The 18,808-nt window shown below is 46.1% G+C and carries 21 protein-coding genes; 11 read left to right on the top strand and 10 right to left on the bottom strand.

Going from position 1 to position 18,808, the window contains the following annotated elements; genetic code table 11:
• Positions 1-163 precede the first annotated feature (163 nt).
• The gene (locus MSG35_RS03620) at positions 164-2,014 is read right to left on the bottom strand and encodes an ABC transporter ATP-binding protein (RefSeq protein ID WP_248382849.1); all 1,851 of its coding nucleotides are present in this window, start codon (positions 2,012-2,014) and stop codon (positions 164-166) included.
• 586 nt (positions 2,015-2,600) lie between these two features.
• On the opposite strand from MSG35_RS03620, the gene MSG35_RS03615 reads away from it, so the two are divergent.
• Positions 2,601-3,575, top strand: a complete 975-nt coding sequence (locus MSG35_RS03615; RefSeq protein ID WP_017061193.1) for an arginine deiminase-related protein — start codon at positions 2,601-2,603, stop codon at positions 3,573-3,575.
• Positions 3,576-3,707: 132 nt separating this feature from the next.
• Here MSG35_RS03615 and MSG35_RS03610 read toward each other — a convergent pair whose 3' ends face one another.
• The 9 genes from MSG35_RS03610 to MSG35_RS03570 all read right to left on the bottom strand — a co-directional run bounded on the left by MSG35_RS03610 (position 3,708) and on the right by MSG35_RS03570 (position 10,424).
• Entirely contained in the window at positions 3,708-4,340 is a 633-nt protein-coding gene (locus tag MSG35_RS03610; protein ID WP_248382848.1) for an alpha/beta hydrolase, read from the bottom strand.
• A gap of 115 nt (positions 4,341-4,455) precedes the next feature.
• Positions 4,456-5,295 carry an AraC family transcriptional regulator gene (locus MSG35_RS03605; protein WP_248382841.1) on the bottom strand — a complete coding sequence of 280 codons (840 nt, stop codon included), beginning with the start codon at positions 5,293-5,295 and terminating at the stop codon, positions 4,456-4,458.
• Positions 5,296-5,409: 114 nt separating this feature from the next.
• Positions 5,410-6,225: a GNAT family N-acetyltransferase gene (locus tag MSG35_RS03600; RefSeq protein ID WP_248382839.1), complete on the bottom strand. Its 816-nt coding sequence runs from the start codon at positions 6,223-6,225 to the stop codon at positions 5,410-5,412.
• 105 nt (positions 6,226-6,330) lie between these two features.
• A complete protein-coding gene (gene flhB, locus MSG35_RS03595; RefSeq protein ID WP_050651151.1) occupies positions 6,331-7,470 on the bottom strand; it encodes a flagellar biosynthesis protein FlhB in 1,140 nt (379 codons plus the stop codon).
• On the bottom strand, positions 7,463-8,242 hold the full coding sequence (fliR, locus tag MSG35_RS03590) for a flagellar biosynthetic protein FliR (RefSeq protein WP_050651150.1): 780 nt from the start codon (positions 8,240-8,242) through the stop codon (positions 7,463-7,465). The genes flhB and fliR overlap by 8 nt, the downstream gene beginning before the upstream one ends.
• A gap of 5 nt (positions 8,243-8,247) precedes the next feature.
• On the bottom strand, positions 8,248-8,517 hold the full coding sequence (gene fliQ / locus MSG35_RS03585) for a flagellar biosynthesis protein FliQ (protein ID WP_048610132.1): 270 nt from the start codon (positions 8,515-8,517) through the stop codon (positions 8,248-8,250).
• The gene (fliP, locus tag MSG35_RS03580; protein WP_048610130.1) at positions 8,514-9,254 is read right to left on the bottom strand and encodes a flagellar type III secretion system pore protein FliP; all 741 of its coding nucleotides are present in this window, start codon (positions 9,252-9,254) and stop codon (positions 8,514-8,516) included. The genes fliQ and fliP overlap by 4 nt, the downstream gene beginning before the upstream one ends.
• A gap of 26 nt (positions 9,255-9,280) precedes the next feature.
• The gene (locus MSG35_RS03575; protein WP_048610127.1) at positions 9,281-9,664 is read right to left on the bottom strand and encodes a FliM/FliN family flagellar motor switch protein; all 384 of its coding nucleotides are present in this window, start codon (positions 9,662-9,664) and stop codon (positions 9,281-9,283) included.
• Positions 9,657-10,424, bottom strand: a complete 768-nt coding sequence (locus tag MSG35_RS03570) for a FliM/FliN family flagellar motor C-terminal domain-containing protein (RefSeq protein ID WP_048610125.1) — start codon at positions 10,422-10,424, stop codon at positions 9,657-9,659. Before MSG35_RS03570 ends, MSG35_RS03575 begins: the two co-directional genes overlap by 8 nt.
• Before the next feature lie 171 nt (positions 10,425-10,595).
• On the opposite strand from MSG35_RS03570, the gene MSG35_RS03565 reads away from it, so the two are divergent.
• The 10 genes from MSG35_RS03565 (at position 10,596) to flgK (ending at position 18,806) form a co-directional block, all read left to right on the top strand.
• Positions 10,596-10,943, top strand: a complete 348-nt coding sequence (locus MSG35_RS03565; protein ID WP_048610376.1) for a flagellar basal body protein — start codon at positions 10,596-10,598, stop codon at positions 10,941-10,943.
• A gap of 20 nt (positions 10,944-10,963) precedes the next feature.
• A complete protein-coding gene (gene flgC / locus MSG35_RS03560; RefSeq protein WP_248382837.1) occupies positions 10,964-11,392 on the top strand; it encodes a flagellar basal body rod protein FlgC in 429 nt (142 codons plus the stop codon).
• A gap of 36 nt (positions 11,393-11,428) precedes the next feature.
• The gene (locus MSG35_RS03555) at positions 11,429-12,097 is read left to right on the top strand and encodes a flagellar hook capping FlgD N-terminal domain-containing protein (RefSeq protein ID WP_248382835.1); all 669 of its coding nucleotides are present in this window, start codon (positions 11,429-11,431) and stop codon (positions 12,095-12,097) included.
• 152 nt (positions 12,098-12,249) lie between these two features.
• Positions 12,250-13,476, top strand: a complete 1,227-nt coding sequence (gene flgE, locus MSG35_RS03550) for a flagellar hook protein FlgE (protein ID WP_248382833.1) — start codon at positions 12,250-12,252, stop codon at positions 13,474-13,476.
• 4 nt (positions 13,477-13,480) lie between these two features.
• Positions 13,481-14,215, top strand: a complete 735-nt coding sequence (locus MSG35_RS03545; protein WP_048610119.1) for a flagellar hook-basal body complex protein — start codon at positions 13,481-13,483, stop codon at positions 14,213-14,215.
• Positions 14,216-14,226: 11 nt separating this feature from the next.
• Positions 14,227-15,012: a flagellar basal-body rod protein FlgG gene (gene flgG / locus MSG35_RS03540; protein ID WP_048610117.1), complete on the top strand. Its 786-nt coding sequence runs from the start codon at positions 14,227-14,229 to the stop codon at positions 15,010-15,012.
• A gap of 134 nt (positions 15,013-15,146) precedes the next feature.
• Positions 15,147-15,782, top strand: a complete 636-nt coding sequence (gene flgH / locus MSG35_RS03535) for a flagellar basal body L-ring protein FlgH (protein ID WP_048610372.1) — start codon at positions 15,147-15,149, stop codon at positions 15,780-15,782.
• A complete protein-coding gene (locus MSG35_RS03530) occupies positions 15,782-16,909 on the top strand; it encodes a flagellar basal body P-ring protein FlgI (protein WP_086968999.1) in 1,128 nt (375 codons plus the stop codon). The genes flgH and MSG35_RS03530 overlap by 1 nt, the downstream gene beginning before the upstream one ends.
• Complete coding sequence (locus tag MSG35_RS03525) at positions 16,909-17,427, top strand: rod-binding protein (protein ID WP_248382831.1); 519 nt, start codon at positions 16,909-16,911, stop codon at positions 17,425-17,427. The genes MSG35_RS03530 and MSG35_RS03525 overlap by 1 nt, the downstream gene beginning before the upstream one ends.
• Positions 17,427-18,806, top strand: coding sequence for a flagellar hook-associated protein FlgK (gene flgK, locus MSG35_RS03520; RefSeq protein WP_248382829.1), 1,380 nt, complete (start codon positions 17,427-17,429; stop codon positions 18,804-18,806). Before MSG35_RS03525 ends, flgK begins: the two co-directional genes overlap by 1 nt.
• Positions 18,807-18,808 lie beyond the last annotated feature (2 nt).

Here is an 18,808-nt window from a genome sequence, read left to right as displayed (position 1 = left end):
TAGCCTCCCCCCGAAGTCTAGCCTTATTCCAGAACGCGCAAGCGAGGCGTCTTTGGTGTTAATGTCATTATATAATTACGACATAACATTCTGCCACGTGTAATTTTACCGCTAATAAACAAATTGGTGTGAATCACGCCGCACTTTTAAAATAGCACAAAAATTAAGCGCTCGTGGCTTGCTCAAGGTCATCGGCAATGAAGCCACCGGTTTGGTGATTCCATAGCTGCGCATAAATACCATTCTGGTTAATCAGCTCTTGGTGCGTGCCTTCTTCTACGATATTGCCGGCATCAAGCACGATCAGGCGATCCATCGCAGCAATGGTCGACAGGCGGTGTGCAATCGCAATAACCGTTTTGCCTTCCATTAGCTCAATCAAGCTCTCTTGAATCGCTGCCTCTACCTCAGAATCGAGTGCAGACGTTGCTTCATCGAGAACAAGTAATGGAGCATTTTTCAGAAGAACACGTGAGATAGCGACACGTTGACGCTGACCACCAGAAAGCTTAACGCCACGTTCACCCACTTGAGCATCGTAACCAACGTTGCCAAACGGGTCGGTTAGCGTTTCGATAAACTCATGCGCGTGCGCTTGTTTAGTCGCCGCGTATACCTCTTCGTCTGATGCCTCTGGTCGACCGTAAAGAATGTTGTCTTTGATCGAACGGTGCAGCAGTGAGGTATCTTGAGTCACCATACCAATGTTGCAGCGCAGAGAATCTTGAGTAACGCTCGAGATCTCTTGGTCATCAATCAGGATGCGGCCACTTTCTACATCGTGGAAACGCAGTAGTAAGTTAACTAGGGTCGATTTACCTGCACCTGAACGGCCAACCAAGCCCACTTTTTCACCCGGTTTGATGTTGAGGTTGAGGTTGTTGATCACCCCCTTATTCTCACCGTAGTTAAAGCTCACGTTGTCGAAGTGGATACCGCCTTGTGGAACGTCCAGAGGCTTCGCGTCTTTCTTGTCTTCGATAGCGATAGGTTTAGACAGGGTTTTAATGCCATCAATCACGGTACCTAGGTTTTCAAACAGGCCACCAATTTCCCACATGATCCATTTCGACATGCCGTTAATACGCAGAGCCAAGCTGACCGCAATCGCAATCGCACCCACGGTGATCGCATTGTCTAACCATAGGTAGATAGAGATACCCGCAATGCTGAACACCAATAAATAGTTAGCGAACTCAACGCAGATGTTGAAGCCAGTAACCAAGCGCATTTGGCGATGAACCGTATCTAAGAAGCCTTCCATGCCTTCTTCTGCGTATTCGGTTTCTCGCTTGCTGTGTGAGAACAGTTTCACGGTTGCGATGTTGGTGTAGCTATCAACAATACGACCTGTCATCAGTGAACGAGCATCCGCTTGCTCTGAAGACACGTCTTTTAGCTTTGGCACGAAGTGCAGTTGAATGCCGATGTAAACGAATAGCCAAATCAGCATCGGAGCCATCAAGCGCCAATCTGATTCAGCAAGCATGAACAGCATCGCCGTGAAGTAAACCGTTACGTAGACAAACACATCGACCATTTTGGTCACGGTTTCACGCACCGCGAGCGAGGTTTGCATCACTTTAGTCGCGACACGTCCGGCGAAGTCATCTTGATAGAAGGACAGGCTTTGCTTCAAAAGGTAGCGGTGCGCTAACCAACGAATCGACATTGGGTAGTTGCCCAGCAAAGTTTGGTGAAGCAATAGCGAGTAAACACTGATCAAGATTGGCATCACAACCAACAGCAGAATACCGAGCCCCATCAATGTCGATTCGTTGTCTGCTAAGAAAGTGTCTGGGTTGCTTGTTGATAGCCAGTCGACCAACTGCCCCATGTAACCGAACAGCGCGACTTCGATGATCGCGATGGTCATGCTCATCAACCCGAGCAAGATCAACGGTTTTTCGAAACCTCGAGTGTAATGGCGGCAGAATGCCAGTATGCCAGTAGGAGGTTGTATCGGCTCTCCCTTTGGAAAGGCTTCAGTAAAGCCTTCAAATTTCTTGTACATAGATTTCCCTTTATAAACTAGTGCATCTATAAGCGACTGCATCGTTGGTGCAGCTTTGTTTTTATGGTCTTGATTTGAAATTTAACTGTCTTAGTTTGAAATTATATAAGCGCCCATGGGTTCTTATCAGTATTAAGTCATTCGATGGATTTTGTTCTAGCGCCTATTTAGGCACTTGGCTTTAAAACACTAAAACTTTGTCTAAGCGATGCAGGAAAGGTCCAAAGAGTGTCTTTCATGACGCTTATTTTAGATTGAATTAGACAGGAAAAGTTAAGCTTATTTCAAACGTAATTGATTGTTATGCAACGGTGATAATCCTAACGTTAAATGGATTAAATTGTAATCAAAACTCGTGATAGGCGAGAAAATGGAATCAGAATATTTATCCATAAAGTGACTTAACGAATATGCATACAGTTGGTTCTTTCTGATGTGCTGTTATCTTGCAGTAAAAATTACCGATTAATCTAAGATCTGCAGTAATTGTTTGGGATAAATATTCAAATCATTATTCTTTTCAGTGAATCTTGTCGTAACAAGTTGTTTACAATTCTGAAGTAAATAAAAGATAGGGACGGTCGAAATGTTAAACCTACACAAAAAATCACTTCATATTACTAATGTTCAAAACGCCAATTGCGTTGTTATGGTGCCGCCAAAAGAGTTTAAATTTAACGAAGAAACAGCACGTGATAACGAATTTCAGCACAGAGTGAATCTGACCGAAGCTGAGGTGAAGGTAGAAACGATGGCTGAATTTAAGGCCATGGTCGCTTCGTTGCGTAAAGAAGGTGTGCAAGTTGTAGAGTTTGATTACCCAGAATTGGGCGTTGAAACGCCGGATGCTGTTTTCCCAAACAACTGGTTCAGTACCTGCAGTGATGGAAGCTTATTCACGTTCCCTATGGCGTGTGAAAACCGTCAAAACGAAGTTAAGCCAAATGCTCTTATTGAAGCGTTAGAAGCGTCGGGTCGTATTGTTAACCACAGCGAGTCTCTAGAGTCTTACATCGCGCAAGGCTCTTATCTAGAGAGCACGGGCGTGATGGTTATCGACCATATCAACAAGACCATCTACGCTGCGCTTTCTCAGCGTTGTGACCGCGAAGTATTGGAAGATTACGCAAAGCGCATTGGCTATTCTCGCGTGGTCTCGTTCCAAACGGCATTACCGTCTGGCCAACCGATTTACCATACCAATGTGATGATGGCGATTGGTGATAACTTCTGCGTGATCTGTGATGAAGTGATCCCAGAGTTTGAGCGCCGTTTTGTGGTGAAGTCGCTTGCTAAAGATAAGCAGGTTATCTCTATCTCAATTGATCAGATGAACCGATTCTGCGGCAACATTCTGCAACTGGAGACGGTGAATGGCGACAAGGTGATCGCGATGTCTCAATCGGCTTACGATGCGTTTTCTCCAGCCCAGTTAGCTCAGCTTTCGACACATGGCAAGCTGCTGCCATTTAACGTGAAAACGATTGAAGACATTGGTGGTGGTTCGGTGCGATGCATGTTGGGTGAGGTGTTCCTACCAACGCGAGTAAATCGTCTTTAACAAGCACTCACTTTAGCAATGAATCTTTGAATACCACTCTTATCGCAGAGTGGTATTTTTGTTTTTATCTATCACAAATAAGAGAACAAGAGCTCGATACAGGAGTCAACGCTCAACAGCTAACGGAAAAAGCTATGAAGCGTCCTTGAAAGCTCTGTGTTCGATGAACTGAACCGACAGTGTCACGACTTCCTTGGAGTAGACAAGCGCTGTGTGGTTGAGTTTGAGGGCGTAAGTATCCGTTGCTCCTCTCAGGTTGGCGTCTTCGAGTGTGACTGTGCCATCGCCAGGGTTTCTTCCCAGAACAATACGTCCGACTCCGGCGTCGTAGGTACCCGTAATGACGCCAATCGGCACATCAATATCGTAGTCACCCAAGCCATCGCTTAAGATCATTTTGCTCGAACCAAATATAAATCCAAGCCCATGATTAGACAGTGTTTTGGCGATGGTTGCCCCATTGTGCGGCGTACCTGCCGTAATAATGCAGGTGTCGGCAAAATTGGGCTGATAAAACTTAAAGTAGTGACGAATGAGTAAGCCACCGAGTGAGTGACCAAAGAAATAGACCTCATCGTACTCATTAAAGCGAGCATTTACGAAGCGATTGAGGCGTTTGGCTGCAGAAGGGAAACGCAGCGAGTTGTAGGCAAACTTGTGCGTTGTAAAGCCGCGTTTTTTGAAGTTTCTATCTAGATATTGCATGATCAACGCAGGCATATATAGACCATGAATTAAAACTATATGTTTGTTTTTATTATTCATTTTTGTCCTCCGTCTGATGATGTCCCCAGTATATTTAGTCGCAAATCTAAACTCAATAAAACTTGCGACTAATGGGACACAAAAGACAGAGAGTCCTTGATCGATAAAGGTTGGGTTAGTCCGATCTCACTCCACCATAAACATCTATGGTTAAACCGCCTTGTTTGGCGTAAGTATTGGGTGTTAGACCGATGGTTTTCTTTAGGTAACGAATCAGGTGCGGTTGGTCGCTAAACCCAAATTGAAAGGCGACGTCCATCCAGTCGATGTCATCCAAATTTCGCTTATACAAGTATTCCAACATCGCTTCGAGTTTGTTCATCGATTGGCACTGTTTTAATGTCAGCCCTGTTACCTTGTTGAAGCTTCTTTCCAATGTTCTTTGCGAGCAAAACAGCTTGTGTCCAAGCTCTGCAATCGGTGTCGAACCAAGCACACCCAACACCTTGCGTGTGAGTTCGCTGTGCCTATCCGTTTTAGCTGTCGATAGCCAAGGAAGCAGCAAATCATCTAACTGCTGACAGCAGGCCTCAACATCGGTTTGAGCAAGCTTGATCAGCGACATTGCTTCGGCATTAGGATTATCTAACAAACTCGCGAGATCGATAGGGTTAACAGTGTCTAGGCTGGGGTGCGGACAGTCTGGAATATCTAACGTGTACAAGGCTCCGACATGGAATTTAATACCTAGGTGAACAAAGGGCTTTGAGTGATCCAATTCGATGGCTTTATGGTGTGGTAACAGCAGATGGCAGCCAACGCCTTGATCGACCTGTTGCTCAATCGTGTAGTGATATGCCTGCTCGCTTGGCGATAAGATCAGGTGTGCCGATGGATCGGGATTGAGTATCGGAAATTGATGAGTTTGAGCGTCGGGCGTCTTTTCAATCAGCCAGTAGCAATCAATGAACTGAGCAACTTCAAGAGATTTTGGAGACTGTAACCAATTGATCATTAGACCTTCTATTCGAAATGACTGCCATCCACAACTATATGTGTATATCGCTGCAGGTGACAGTTTTTATCAGTATCTATTATCAGAACTGAACTTTCAGCTTAGTTCTGAAATTTAGTCAAAATCAAACTGTAAGATACGATGTTTTGAAGACAATCCAGCGCGAGTGATGGCCTTTTGTGCTCCAATGTTGCTGCTTTCCGTAGAACACATAGCTTCTAACCCTTGGCTGTTAGCGAGCTGCTTTAGAAAGTTAAGAACACGCGTTGCTAAGCCTTTACCGCGTTCTTTTGGAGCGACAATCATGCCTAAGTCAGCATACTGCGTTTGATGCTCATCGAACTTACGGCACTCTCCTGTCGCTAGAACACGGTTATTTTCCCAGTAGCCCCATAGCTCTTGGCGAGCAATTAAGTTGCTGTAGTAACCGGTCAGCCATTCTTTGGGAGCGCCAATCGCTGATGAAGCAAATTCGACTAGTTGCTCGAGTTGCTCTTGCGTCGCGAGAGTCATCTCGATGTTTTCAATGCTGTTTTCGACGGCTGTTGGACGCTGGCGAAACATCAGTGCGTTGACTTTGAAGGACTCAGTATTGTCCAAGCATAGTGATAAGTATTGAGGCTCTGCGGTGCTCACGAATGCGCCTTGTACTTCACCAATCACTGAGCTGTTGTTTTCTACGATTAAGGTAAACAAGTCTGCAATATTGGTGTTGGCGGTTGGTGCTAGATAGAATTGAAGTAAGTAGCCTTCACCATTCAATACGCAATAACCGACAAGTTTGTCGCCTTCGTAAAAGCTGTAATGGTCAGACATAGGTACAAAGCCGAAGTGCCACATGCCATCAAGTGGTGCTGTTGACTCAGCAAAGTAAGCCGTTTTAAGTTCGCTCAAGTCGCTAAGTGATGTGATTTTTTTGATGTCTAACATCGCGTTAATTCCTGTTGTTTCAATAGCTGCAAGTGTAGGCGACTGCTTTAAGAAGGTATTGAATAAAAACGACAGTTTTATGTGTTTCACTAGTGGAGTAGCGGCCTAATCGTTTGGATCAGACCATGATTTAGGAATGTTGAAGTGGGGCAAATTGGTGGGTTTGTTTCTTTCGCCTTTGCGCCATGCTTTTAGCTGATTCACATAAGTTAGGATGTGCGCTATCGCGACAAAGAGTTGGTTTGGAACCATTTGGTCGATTTGAGTGGTGTTGTAAATCGCCCTGGCAAGTGCAGGGCTCTCGACGACTTCAACCTCGTTTTTAGTCGCAAGCTCTCTAATGTAAAGTGCCACATCATCTTGCCCCTTCGCGACAACAAACGGTGCCTCTGCTTGGCTTAAATCATAAATTAGGGCAATGGCGTAACGGGTCGGGTTGGTTAACACAACGCTCGCTTTAGGCACGCGCTCATTGGCACTTCTCTTGGCATTTTGAGTCTGTATCTGACGGATTCGAGCTTTAACCTCGGGCCTACCTTCTTGGTCTTTGTGCTCATCTTTGACCTCTTGCTTGGTCATTTTCATCTGTTTTGTAAATTCATGCCGCTGATAAGGGAAATCAAATAAGCCAAACAGTAAGACGATTAAAAGAAGGTAGCCTAAGTACTCAATGGTAATGGTTGCTACGGAAAGTACGACGGTATCAAAGTGGGCACTGACTAGGTTTGTGATCACCGAGATGTAGCTCGATATTACCCAATACAGTAGGGTAAAGAACAGAGAGACCTTAATGATGTTCTTAAACAGTTCGACGATCGATTGAGAGGAAAATATGCGTTTCAGTCCTTTGAGTGGGCTTATCTTTTCCCACTTGGGGATCAATAAAGATGGGCTGAATATCCACCCACCAAGTAGCGTTGAGCCGACGATCGCGGCGATCATTTGATAAATCAGTAGCGGGAAAAATAGCGTGATCATCGAAAAAAGCGCGGTGCCTACTAACTCAACGATAGCCATTGGCTGGCTGACTGTTTGGCTATCAAACTGAAAGCTCACAAGAAACAGTTCAATGAAGGTCTGTTTAATCATGTCTACATTCAACACATAGTAAGCAACGACGCTGACAAGGGTTATTGAAGAAACGAACTCTTTAGCGCGCGGTACTTGCCCTTCTCGCCTAGCTTTGGCGAGCTTATGTTGACTGGGTTGCTCGCTCTTATCTCCGGAGTCTTGATGATCAGACATTAGGCAGCCTCAACATATAGTGCAGATGCTGGTTCAACTCTAATACCAGATCAAAATAGTGATCGCCGATACCGGTTAGGGAGGCCATTAATGCGAATAAGCCAAGTAGCATGGTCATTGGAAAACCAAGTGCAAAGACATTAAGAGACGGTGCCGCTTTGTTCATTAGACCAAACGTGATGTTGCTCAATAGCATCACGACAATAGCAGGCACCGCAACCAGCAGGCCGGTCGCAAACATCCAAGAGACCATTTTCAAGACGTATTCAATGCTGTTGAAAGGGAAGGCTGAATTGAGAGGCCAATATTCAAAGCTTTCTTTAAACACAAGCAGCATCACTAGGTGTCCATCTAAAGAGAGGAAAAGCAGCATAGAGGTGATGAACATGATTCTGCCAATGATGGCGATACTAACGCCGTTGGCAGGGTCATTCATTATTGCCATGGCTAACCCCATTTGCATGGAAATCGCTTGCCCCGCAATTGAAAAAATCGTGAAAAATATCATCACCGCAAAGCCAATTAAAAACCCAAATATGAGCTGGTAAAAAGAGAACAGTAGAGTGTCGATGCTGAAAGGGTTAAATGGAGGAACCTCCTTCACTAAGGGAGCGAGAAGCAAAGAAAAAATAAAAGCAAACAGCAACTTAACTCTTACCGGTATCGCGTTATCACCAAAAAATGGTGCGATAAGAAAAAGCCCAGTAAATCGGACAAATGGCCACCAGAGTATCCCTAGCCATTGGGTGATATCAGTAAAGGTTATTTGCATTAGGGCTAGCCAACCTTGCTTGGTATCGTATTGAAGATAAACAAGAATAGGTCGTTGATCTCTTGTAATAACCAATGGCCTGAAAGAATGATGCATAACAGAGTTACTAATAGCCTAGGAAGGAAGCTAAGGGTTTGTTCATTGACTTGAGTTACCGCTTGGAAAATTGCGACGACCAAACCCACGACAAGGCTAGGCACAATAAGAACCGACACCATAAGAATGATCAGCCAGATTGCTTGGCTTACCAGGGTGACGGCTTCTTCCGGACTCATCCACTTATCCAAAAACTGTTGGCTAAACTCCCCATGAGTAAGCCCCAGCCATCGACGATGACAAATACCAGCAGTTTAAAAGGCAGAGAGACAATCAAGGGCGACAACATCATCATCCCCATCGACATCAGAACAGATGCCACCACTAAATCGATGACAAGAAAGGGCAAAAACAACATAAAGCCAATTTGAAAGGCGGCCTTTAGCTCGCTCAGTAGATAAGCCGGCAGTAATACTAAGAAGGGAATATCCTGATCGGACTCTATGGAGGTTTCGCCTGCTATTTTGGAGACTTGTTCGAGTGCCTTACGTTGCGTTTGGTCCAGCATGTATCGACGCAGCGGCTTTTCTGCTGTGGCTAACGCTTCCATCAAGGACACTTCATCGTTCGAGTATGGAATGTAAGCGGTATCGTAAATCTTGGTCCAGACTGGCCTCATGATCAGCAAAGTAAAAATGAGTGCAATCCCCACAAGCACCTGATTTGGTGGCGTTTGTTGCAGACCGAGCGCTTGCCTTAAAATGGCCAAGACAATGACGATTCGCGTGAAGCTGGTGCACATGATCACGAAAGCTGGAACGAAGCTCAGTAATGTCATCAGGATTAGAATCTGCAATTTAATGCTGTATTCAGTGCCGTCAGATGTGGTTGTTTCACTGAGAATCGTCAGCCCTTCTGCGTGCGATGTACTCGCGAATAACGCAAAAGCTAGCGTGAAGAATATTCGTTTCGGCATCGTACTCTTTGCGTTATTCAAAGGAGCTACTTACTTGGTTTCTTGATGATGCTCAGTAACCTAACGCCATACTGACCATTCTTGGATACTATCTCCCCTGTGCCAAACGCGGTGCCATTGATCTTGATATCGACGGGGTCGCCTTCATGTTTTTCCAGCATCACGACACTGCCTGCTTTTAAGTTCAGTAGCTCATCTAATATCAATGTCTTACGTGCAACCTCAACGGTGATGTCGACAGGGATACTTTTTAGCAGAGAGATGTTACTCATATGCTCTTTGTCGTCTCCCAAGTCCAAGTCGTCGGTAAGATCATCCAAATCTAAGTCATCAAGATCTGGTAATTCATCATGAAGGTTTAAGTCGCTCATTGAGCTGTCAATGTTGTGTGTCTCTTTGTCGTTAGCCATCGATTTCGACTCCCAGTTCAGAGTTTATGGATTGAAGTTTGCCAAAAAAAGTAGGGTGTCCGTTGACCTTGACCGTGAGGTTTTTGCACAAGGTCATGGGCATAAAATCCCCGGGTTTTAGCTGAGAAAGCTCATGGAGTGTGCACTGCCGGTGAAGCATGACGCACCCTAGCTCAACGGGCTGATAGCGTAAGTTGTCGAGTATCTCTTCCCGATCAAAGGTTTCGTTACTTTCCATCATGTCGCGCAGCTTTTTCACGTATTTGTTGTCGATCATGAAGGTCAGATCGAGCTGTTGGTCGTCGAACTCAAACGTAATGGTGACACCAATGTCAGAGGGCTGATGGTCGGTGTGCTCAATGGCATAGTGATTGGCATCGGCAGTCAGCGCGTTGGTTATCGCCATGGCGAATTTTTGAAAAAGCCTTAGGTGGGTTTGGGTTAGCGCAATGTCGTTATTGCTACGCTTTGATTTCTTGAGTGGTAACGGGTTGTTGAGGTGCTTGTGTAGCAGAATATCGGCAGCTTGTGGCGCAATAAAGAAAAAAACATGCCCAAATTCCTCAATATGAAGAACGGTTTTGATGCTATTTGCTGGAGGTCGACGAGCTTCTGAAAACGTCGCTTTTACGTGACGGCCCGCAAAGTTAAACTTAAAAATATCAATAATTTCTGTAGAGAAATGGCTTGAGTGCCTTAACAGAAACTTACGCATTTTTATGCTCGGATTTCCGAATTCAGTCAATGATAACTTCTTCATGTCAAGTACCAATTGTTGATTTTTGCGGTCATTCTCAAATTTGACACGCTAATTAATCCTAACTATAGGTTAAAGCAATCTCATTTCAACTTCGGTTGTGAGAGAAAATATAAAAAGTTAAAGGCCTACTTCTTAAAAGGATTAAGGCCAAACAACGACGAGGCTAGGGCAATGATTCACTTAGACGATGCGCTTGGGGTACACCCAAAAATGGTGCAGTTTCGTTTGGACAGAGCAGCAGTATTGAGCTCCAATATTGCTAACGTGGACACGCCTAATTACAAAGCGATGGATCTAAGATTCGAGGCGGTACTCAGTGGTATTGGTCACTCAAAAGACTGGTACATAGGTACGACGGCTCAATATCGGATTCCTGTGCAAAGAACACGAGATGGCAACACTGTTGAGCTAGAAAATGAGCAAGCTAGGTTCGCGAAAAATGTGATGGATTATCATCAGAGCCTTGCGTTTTTGCAGTCTAAGATCAACGGGATAAAGTCTGCCATCAAGGGACAATAAGTGAATTAGGTAGGGACATCATGGCTTTCTTAGGTATCTACGAGACGGCAGGCTCAGCGATGAGTGCGCAGACCGTCAGGCTTAATACTATCTCCAGTAATTTGGCGAATGCCGATTCCGTATCTGGTGACCCATCACAAGTCTATAAACCGCTAAAACCGATTTTCTCAGCGGTCTATAACCATTTCAATGCACAGCAAACTCAACTGCAAGGTGTGGTGCCGATTCGTATTGCCGATGTTGTGGAAGTCTCCTCAATGATGGAAGGGCGTTACGAGCCCAACAATCCTCTCTCCAATGACGAAGGGTATGTTTATTACTCTGGCATTAATGTCGTTAACGAAATGGCTGACATGATATCGGCTACTCGTAGTTTTGAAGCCAGCGTAGAAGTGCTCGGCAACGTAAAGTCGATGCAACAATCACTGATGGGGCTTTGGCGTAGTTAATGTAACTGCTGCCAATGACGCCAGAGGAATTACACCATGACGACGATATCCGGTGCGGCGCAGGTCAATAATATTGAGTCTGCGTCAACGATCACCCCTCAAGATAATCCGAATAGCGCGAGTGCATTAAAGAATGAGTTCATTACTTTAATGGTGGCTCAGATTGAAAATCAAGATCCACTCAACCCAACTGACGGCACGGAATATGTCGCACAGTTGGCGCAGTTCTCTCAGGTTGAAAGTACAGAAAACCTTGTTCAGCTGACGCAAAACAACTCGACAATGCTCGATAACTTACAAGTGCTTAGCACCGCCGCGCTGATTGATAAAACAGTGACGGTAAAAAGTGAACGCTTGTCTGCATCGGGTGTTGATCAGCATGCGGGATACGTTGAGTTACAGGCGCCATCGAATACCGTGATACTGGAGTTAGTTGACTCACTTGGCAACGTTAAGTCGATGAACCTTGGTCCGAACAGTGCAGGGCGAGTGGATTACACATTGGATGCGCAAGCCATGGGGCTGACGGGTGAGTACCAAATGCGTATCAAATTGGACAGTGGACAAGATTATCAGCCATCGATTTATCAGTATGGCCAAGTGGAACATGTGACGACACCTTTAATCGGTGGTACCAGTCACTTGCAGGTAAAGGGAGTTGGCATGGTGGCGTTTTATGACGTTGCTGCCTTCTCAAATGAGTAAAGTTTGAAATAGGTTAAAAGATTTTCGCTATATTTTTTCGGCTTTTGCCGGTTTTAGTTTGTTTTTTAAAGTAAGTAAGATGGCGGCTGTCGTTCTTCGCTAGCTAAGTAAACATGCGGAGATAGCCTCTTTAGCGTGAAGAGGAAGACATTATGAGTTTTAGTATTGCACTGAGCGGGCTTAATGCCTCGAACTCAGAGCTGAACACCATTTCGAATAATATTGCTAATGTTTCTACGACAGGTTTTAAAGAGTCGAGAACCGAGTTTGCTTCCGTTTATAGCGGTAGTGAAGCTGGTGGCGTTGAAGTGGTTGGGGTTTCGCAAAACTTTGAGAAAAGTGGAACGGTTACAGGTACAGGGCGATCTCTGGATATGGCATTGAGTGGTAATGGCTTCTTTGTGCTTGAAGACAGTAAAGGGCAAACCCTCTATACCCGTTCTGGTATTTTCAACATGAACGCCGATGGCGTGATCACAGCAAATAGTGGTGCGGCTCTGCAAGGTTACTCGGTTGATGGCAATAATAACCTGCTGTTGGGGTCGGTAGGCACCGTGCAGATCAGTACTGCATCCTTGCAGGCTAGGGAAACAGATGCCATTGAGTTTGTTGCCAATTTAGATGCCAGAGAGCAAGTTCCCGCCACCGCATTTGATTACGGTGATTCATCCACCTACAACCATTCCTATACCACTCCAGTTTATGACTCTCTAGGTAACCCACATACGGTGAGTCAGTACTTTGTAAAAGGTGCATCCAATGATTGGGATGTCCATGTTTTGGTTGATGGTAAAGCGATTGATGGCGCTGATGCCTTGATACCTGTCGCGTCACCAACTGCAACAGACACAGCAAATTTTACTTTTAATGCCGATGGCACCATTTCGTCAGGGGGAAATTATTCAGTCAGTTTTGACCCTGCGAATGGGGCGAACAGTGTTACGGTTAATATTGACCTTGCTGCGGTCACTCAATTTGGTAGTGACTTCGTTGTCTCCAAAAATAGCCCGAATGGTTATACCTCTGGTGACTATGCCAGTGTTCGTATGGAAAACGATGGCCGTATATTTGCGACCTACACCAACGGCCAATCTCAATTGCAAGGTCAGGTGGTGCTTGCCGACTTTGCTTCTCCTCAAAACATGATCAAAACCAGTGATACCGCTTGGTTGCAAAGTTTCAGTTCCGGTACGCCAGTTCTTGGTACCGCGGGCAGTGGGGTATTCGGTGATTTGACTTCTGGTGCACTCGAAGGTTCTAACGTCGATCTGACGTCTGAATTGGTGGCCTTGATGACGGCTCAACGTAACTATCAAGCCAATACCAAGTCGATATCGACATCGGATCAATTGACGCAAGCCTTGTTCAACGTGGTGTAGCGCTATGAATCCTATTCTATTCAGTGCAGCGAAAGGTGCAGAGCGAACCATGCTCGCTCAGCACGTTCGCGCAAATAATTTGTCCCATGCGGATACCGTAGGTTTTAAAGCCTTAATGGAGCACTCAACACCGATGCGCCTTGAGGGCTCAGGCTTTCTGACTTCCGTCACGTCTAGAACCAACTCATCGATTAATAACTTTGCTCAGGGTGAAGATATACGTACAGAGCGACCATTGGATATTGCGATCAATGGTGATGGTTTTATTACGCTCGAAGGGCTAGAAGATGAACCTGCTCAGCTCTTTACCCGGGCGGGTAATTTTCGATTGGATGGTAATGGGCAACTCTATCTTGGTGAGCGTCGGGTGATGTCGACAGAAGGTCCAATGGTGTTACCAGATTTTGAGTTTGTGTCGGTGAGCTCGAATGGGTTGGTGTCTATTACCCCAATTGGTGGTGAGGCGTCGCTAGAGGTTGGCGCCCTCAAGCTGGTTAAGCCTGAGAATGAGCAAATGACCATGCATGCCAGTGGTCATTTTGTTCCGAAAGGTGGGCAAGCATTGGCTGAAGATTTTACCGTTCAGGTTCGTTCAGGTTATTTAGAAGCGAGTAATGTCTCCAGTTTAGAAGAGCTGGTCAGCATTATGTCGCTTACTAGACAATACGAAATGCAAATTGAAGTGATGGCATCTGCAGATGAAATCGCTCAGATAGGCAATAAGCTTCTCAAAGCTTAAGGAAGGGAATTATGCACAGTGCCTTATGGATATCCAAAACAGGGATGGCCGCACAAGATGCAAAAATGACGGCTATTTCGAACAACCTTGCCAATATCAATACGGTGGGTTTCAAGCGTGACCGCGTGGTGTTCGAAGATCTTTTTTATAGCGTCGATAAACAAGCGGGTACCGAAACCACAGAGCTCAATGAACATCCAACAGGTATTCAGCTTGGTAATGGTGTTCGAGTGGTCGGCACCGAGAAAGTGTTTACCCAAGGGAATATTCAGAATACGAATCAACAGTTTGATTTAGCTATTTTGGGGGATGGTTTTTTCCAGATAGAGAACTCAGAAGGAGAACTGCTTTATACCCGAAATGGGCAATTTCAAACTAACTCTGATGGGCAGCTAGTCAACACGCAAGGCTATCCTTTGATTCCTGAAGTTGTCATTCCTCCAGAAGCGACCCTAGTCAGCATTACTGCTGATGGTGTGGTCAGCGCCACGATACCGGGCCAAGTTAACCCTGAAGACCTAGGGCAAATTACCATCGTTAAATTCATGAATCCTGCGGGGCTTTCTGCTCAAGGGGGAAACCTATTTATTGAAACTGAAGGTTCAGGTGAAGCGGTCGAGCTCGTCGCCGGAACAGAAGGTTCAGGCCAATTAAAACAAGGAGCACTTGAAGGGTCGAACGTACAGGTGGTGGAAGAGATGGTCGATATGATCGCCACCCAACGCGCTTATGAGATGAGCGCCAAGATGGTCAGCGCAGCCGATGAGATGCTGCAGTACATCGCGCAACAATCATAGCTTTCGCTTTAACGAGCGAATAGCGATGGTCGTTAGGGAGTTCTGACATGGAAAAGTCAATCAAACCAGGGTTGGGTAAGGCGCATGCAATCTGTGTGATTTATTACCTAACCGTAGTTACCTTGCTGGTGGTGATGGTTGCCGGCTGTGCTGGTCGTCAAGACGATTTTATTCCACCATCGCCGAATGATGAAGCGTATGCACCGCCAGAGCTGGACTATCAAGTGACAAGAGTCAGCAAAGGCAGCCTTTATACGGGCACCACCTCGATGACCCTGTTTCAAGATCGAAGAGCGTACCGTGTGGGCGATATTTTAACGGTGTTGTTGGATGAAAAGACAGAGTCAGATAAGAGTGCCTCAACTCAATATGGCAAAGATTCCAGTGCCAACATTACCGCGCCCACATTGGGCAACAAGACGTTTGATGACGTGAGTGCTTCCGTTGATGCCACCCGTGATTTTGATGGTGCTGCTGCCTCAAAGCAAGGCAACAGCTTATCAGGCTCTATTACTGTCACCGTTTACAACGTCTTGCCCAATGGTGTGCTTAGGGTAAGAGGTGAAAAGTGGCTCAAGCTGAACCAAGGGGACGAATATATTCGTCTGACCGGCAATGTCAGGGTCGATGATATTCAGGCAGACAATACCCTCTCCTCCCAGCGAATCGCTGATGCAAGAATCACTTATGCTGGCCGCGGCTCGTTTGCTGATACCAATACTGCAGGTTGGTTGACCCAGTTCTTCAATTCGCCATGGATGCCATTCTAATGAAATCCCAAATTCGCTTCTACTTAACCTCGTTGGCGTTGCCTTGGTGCTTGCTCTGTTTTACTTCGGTGGTCGATGCAGCGCGGCCGATTGCTGAAGTCGCAGAGGTGTATGGAGACAGACAAAACCAACTTATTGGCTATGGATTAGTTGTCGGCTTGGACGGGTCTGGTGATAAATCGCAAGTGAAGTTCACGCAACAATCAGTGGTTAACATGATCAAACAATTTGGGGTGCAACTGGATGATTCCACCAACCCTAAACTGAAAAATGTCGCCGCCGTTAGTGTCACAGCCATGGTGGAGCCTCACCAAGGAGCAGGTCAAACCCTGACGGTGACGGTGTCTTCATTGGGGGACGCGAAAAGCTTGCGCGGCGGCACCTTATTGCTAACTCCATTACGAGGTATCGATGGCGAAGTTTACGCAATAGCACAAGGCAGCCTAGTTGTTGGTGGCTTCAATGCTACCGGTGAAAACGGAACCAGCATTACAAGAAACACACCGACCGTCGGGCGTATTCCCAATGGTGCGACCTTGGAGCGTGAGGTCTCGACCGGTACTGATTTAGAGCCAACGATACGCTTGCAACTCAAACAACCGAATTACGAAACCGCGCTCAATGTTTCCAAAGCCATTAATAAGATGTTCGGCGGGCAGGTAGCCAAAGCGCTCAATAAAGGTCAGATCCAAGTCTCTGCCCCGATTGATAGCGAAGACCGAGTGATGTTTGTTGCCATGATTCAAGAGCTTGAGGTTGAAGAGGGGCGACGACTGCCTAAGGTCGTGTTCAACTCTCGCACCGGAACTGTGGTGATCAGCCAGAACGTGACGGTGTCTGAAGCTGCGGTCAGTCAAGGCGGGATTACCGTGACGATATTGGAATCTCAATCCGTTTCTCAGCCTGGTGGTGCTTTCAATACTGCTGGAGAAACCGCGATTATTCAGAACTCTCAAGTGAGTGTTGATGAGGAAGATGGGACCACTATGGTTTGGCCGAAAGGGACTAATCTGCAAGAGATCGTTGATGCGATTAACAACATTGGTGCGACACCAGAAGCGCTTATGCAAATATTGCAGGCACTCGATGAGATAGGTGCCATTAACGGTGATTTGGTGGTGATCTAATGACGAATCTAACGGCTTTGACTCACGTGGCGCTTGAACCGATATCGAGTAACCAAGCGGCGCCAATACTGGACAACCCCAAAATGGCAGTGTCGGTTAAACATGCTGATCATCCGCTGCCATTTGCAAGATTAATGATGAATAGAGCGCCTGAAACGGTGCACATGGCGAAAGCCAGTGCAGGTTCAAGCCAAGCTATGACCAACTTTTACTTAGACAACAACGCGCTTGCTAAATTGAAGCATGACAATTCTGCCTCAGGATTATTAGCGGCTTCACAGCAGTTTGAGGCGTTGTTTTTACAACAAATGCTGACCCGAATGCGCTCTGCCAGCCAAGCGCTTAGTGACAAAGATAATCCGTTGTCGATGAAATCAGACGATATGTTTCAGGGCATGCTAGATGCTCAGCTTGCACAACGAATCAGTCGTCAATCGTCGTTTGGATTAGCCGAGATGATTTTTAAACAGTTGTCATCACAAGTTATCGGCCGACCTTTTGATAAGGAGAATCAGTAATGGGAATGACCAACATCGGATTAAGTGGTGCGCTCGCCAACCGTGTAGCTCTCAATACAACGGCGCAAAATACCGCTAATGTGAATACCCCTGGGTATAGCCGTCAAATCGTGACGATGGAAGCCAGTTTATCTGGCAATGCCGTGAATGGTATTAACTTAGGCTCCGGCGTTGAGGTTAGCGATATCCTGCGGATTGCCGATCAATCGTCTATTAATCGACTAAGAGAAGCGACGGAATCTGCCCAATATAGCCAAAGCTATTTTAATGGTTTGTCCAATTTGGAGAACTTGTTAGGAGCTGATGGACTTAGCCTCACACAGGGAATGAATGGATTTTTTGCTGCCATTGATGAGGCCAGTGTGACACCTGAAAGCGTCGCTTTTCGCCAGCAAGTACTGACAAATGCTGATGCTCTAGCGCAGCAGTTTAACGCCGTATCCGCTCAGTTGAGTCAGCAAGAAGCCGCGCAAAGTGAGCGTTATGGCGCACTGGTTACCCATGTGAATAGCCAATTAGAAAGCATCGCTTCTCTAAACCAAAAACTGCAAGAAGATGCGCTGCTCGGCAAGAGCGTTGGTGGCTTACAAGATGCGATGGATAAACACCTCAATGAACTCTCTAAGTCTCTCGATGTTAAGGTGATCTACACCAATGGCGGCGTCGAACTCTCGACACCAAACGGTCAGCCTTTAGTAATTGGTGGTTATGCCGCATCGCTTGAGCGAGACCTATCCAGTGGCGATCCTTACAGCACAGATCTGAACATTACCTTTCAGTCGATGACGACGCCTGTTGATGCTTCGTTAGGTGGAGAGTTAGGGGCGCTCGAAGCGCTAAAAACGAACCAATACGATCCCATCCAAACGCTGTTAGCAGATCTTGCCAAAGGCTTGGCTGATGGAGTGAATACGGCATTGAGTTCAGGGTTTGATCTTAATGGTGTAGCTGGTCAGAACTTGTTTACCTACACCCCAGGCAGTGAAGCCTTATCTTTGGCGATTGATCCTAACCTCACTGCACAAGACTTAGCCTTTTCATCGAGTGCGACCCTTGCCGGAAACGGCGATGTGTTGAAAGACCTATCGATGTTGTCACAAACACCACTAACCAATGGCTCTGTGGTGGGAGAAACACCCTACAGCGCCTATTCAGGGTTACTCGGTGATATCGGTATTTTCACTCGACAGGCGCAGAGCGAGGCAACGGCAGCTCAAGTCAGCATGGAAGACGCACAAGTGGCGAGAGACAGTGTCAGTGCGGTTAATTCCGATGAAGAGGCCGCCAACATGCTGCTGTACCTCAACGCTTATGAGGCCAACATGAAAATTATTAGTACGGCGAATCAGATGTTTCAGACCTTGCTAAGAGCATTCTAGGA

The organism is Vibrio sp. 1CM23M (assembly GCF_023161755.1).
Lineage (GTDB): Bacteria > Pseudomonadota > Gammaproteobacteria > Enterobacterales > Vibrionaceae > Vibrio > Vibrio coralliirubri.
Note: the sequence above shows the minus strand (reverse complement) of the source record. Positions and strands in the feature narration are given on the sequence as shown.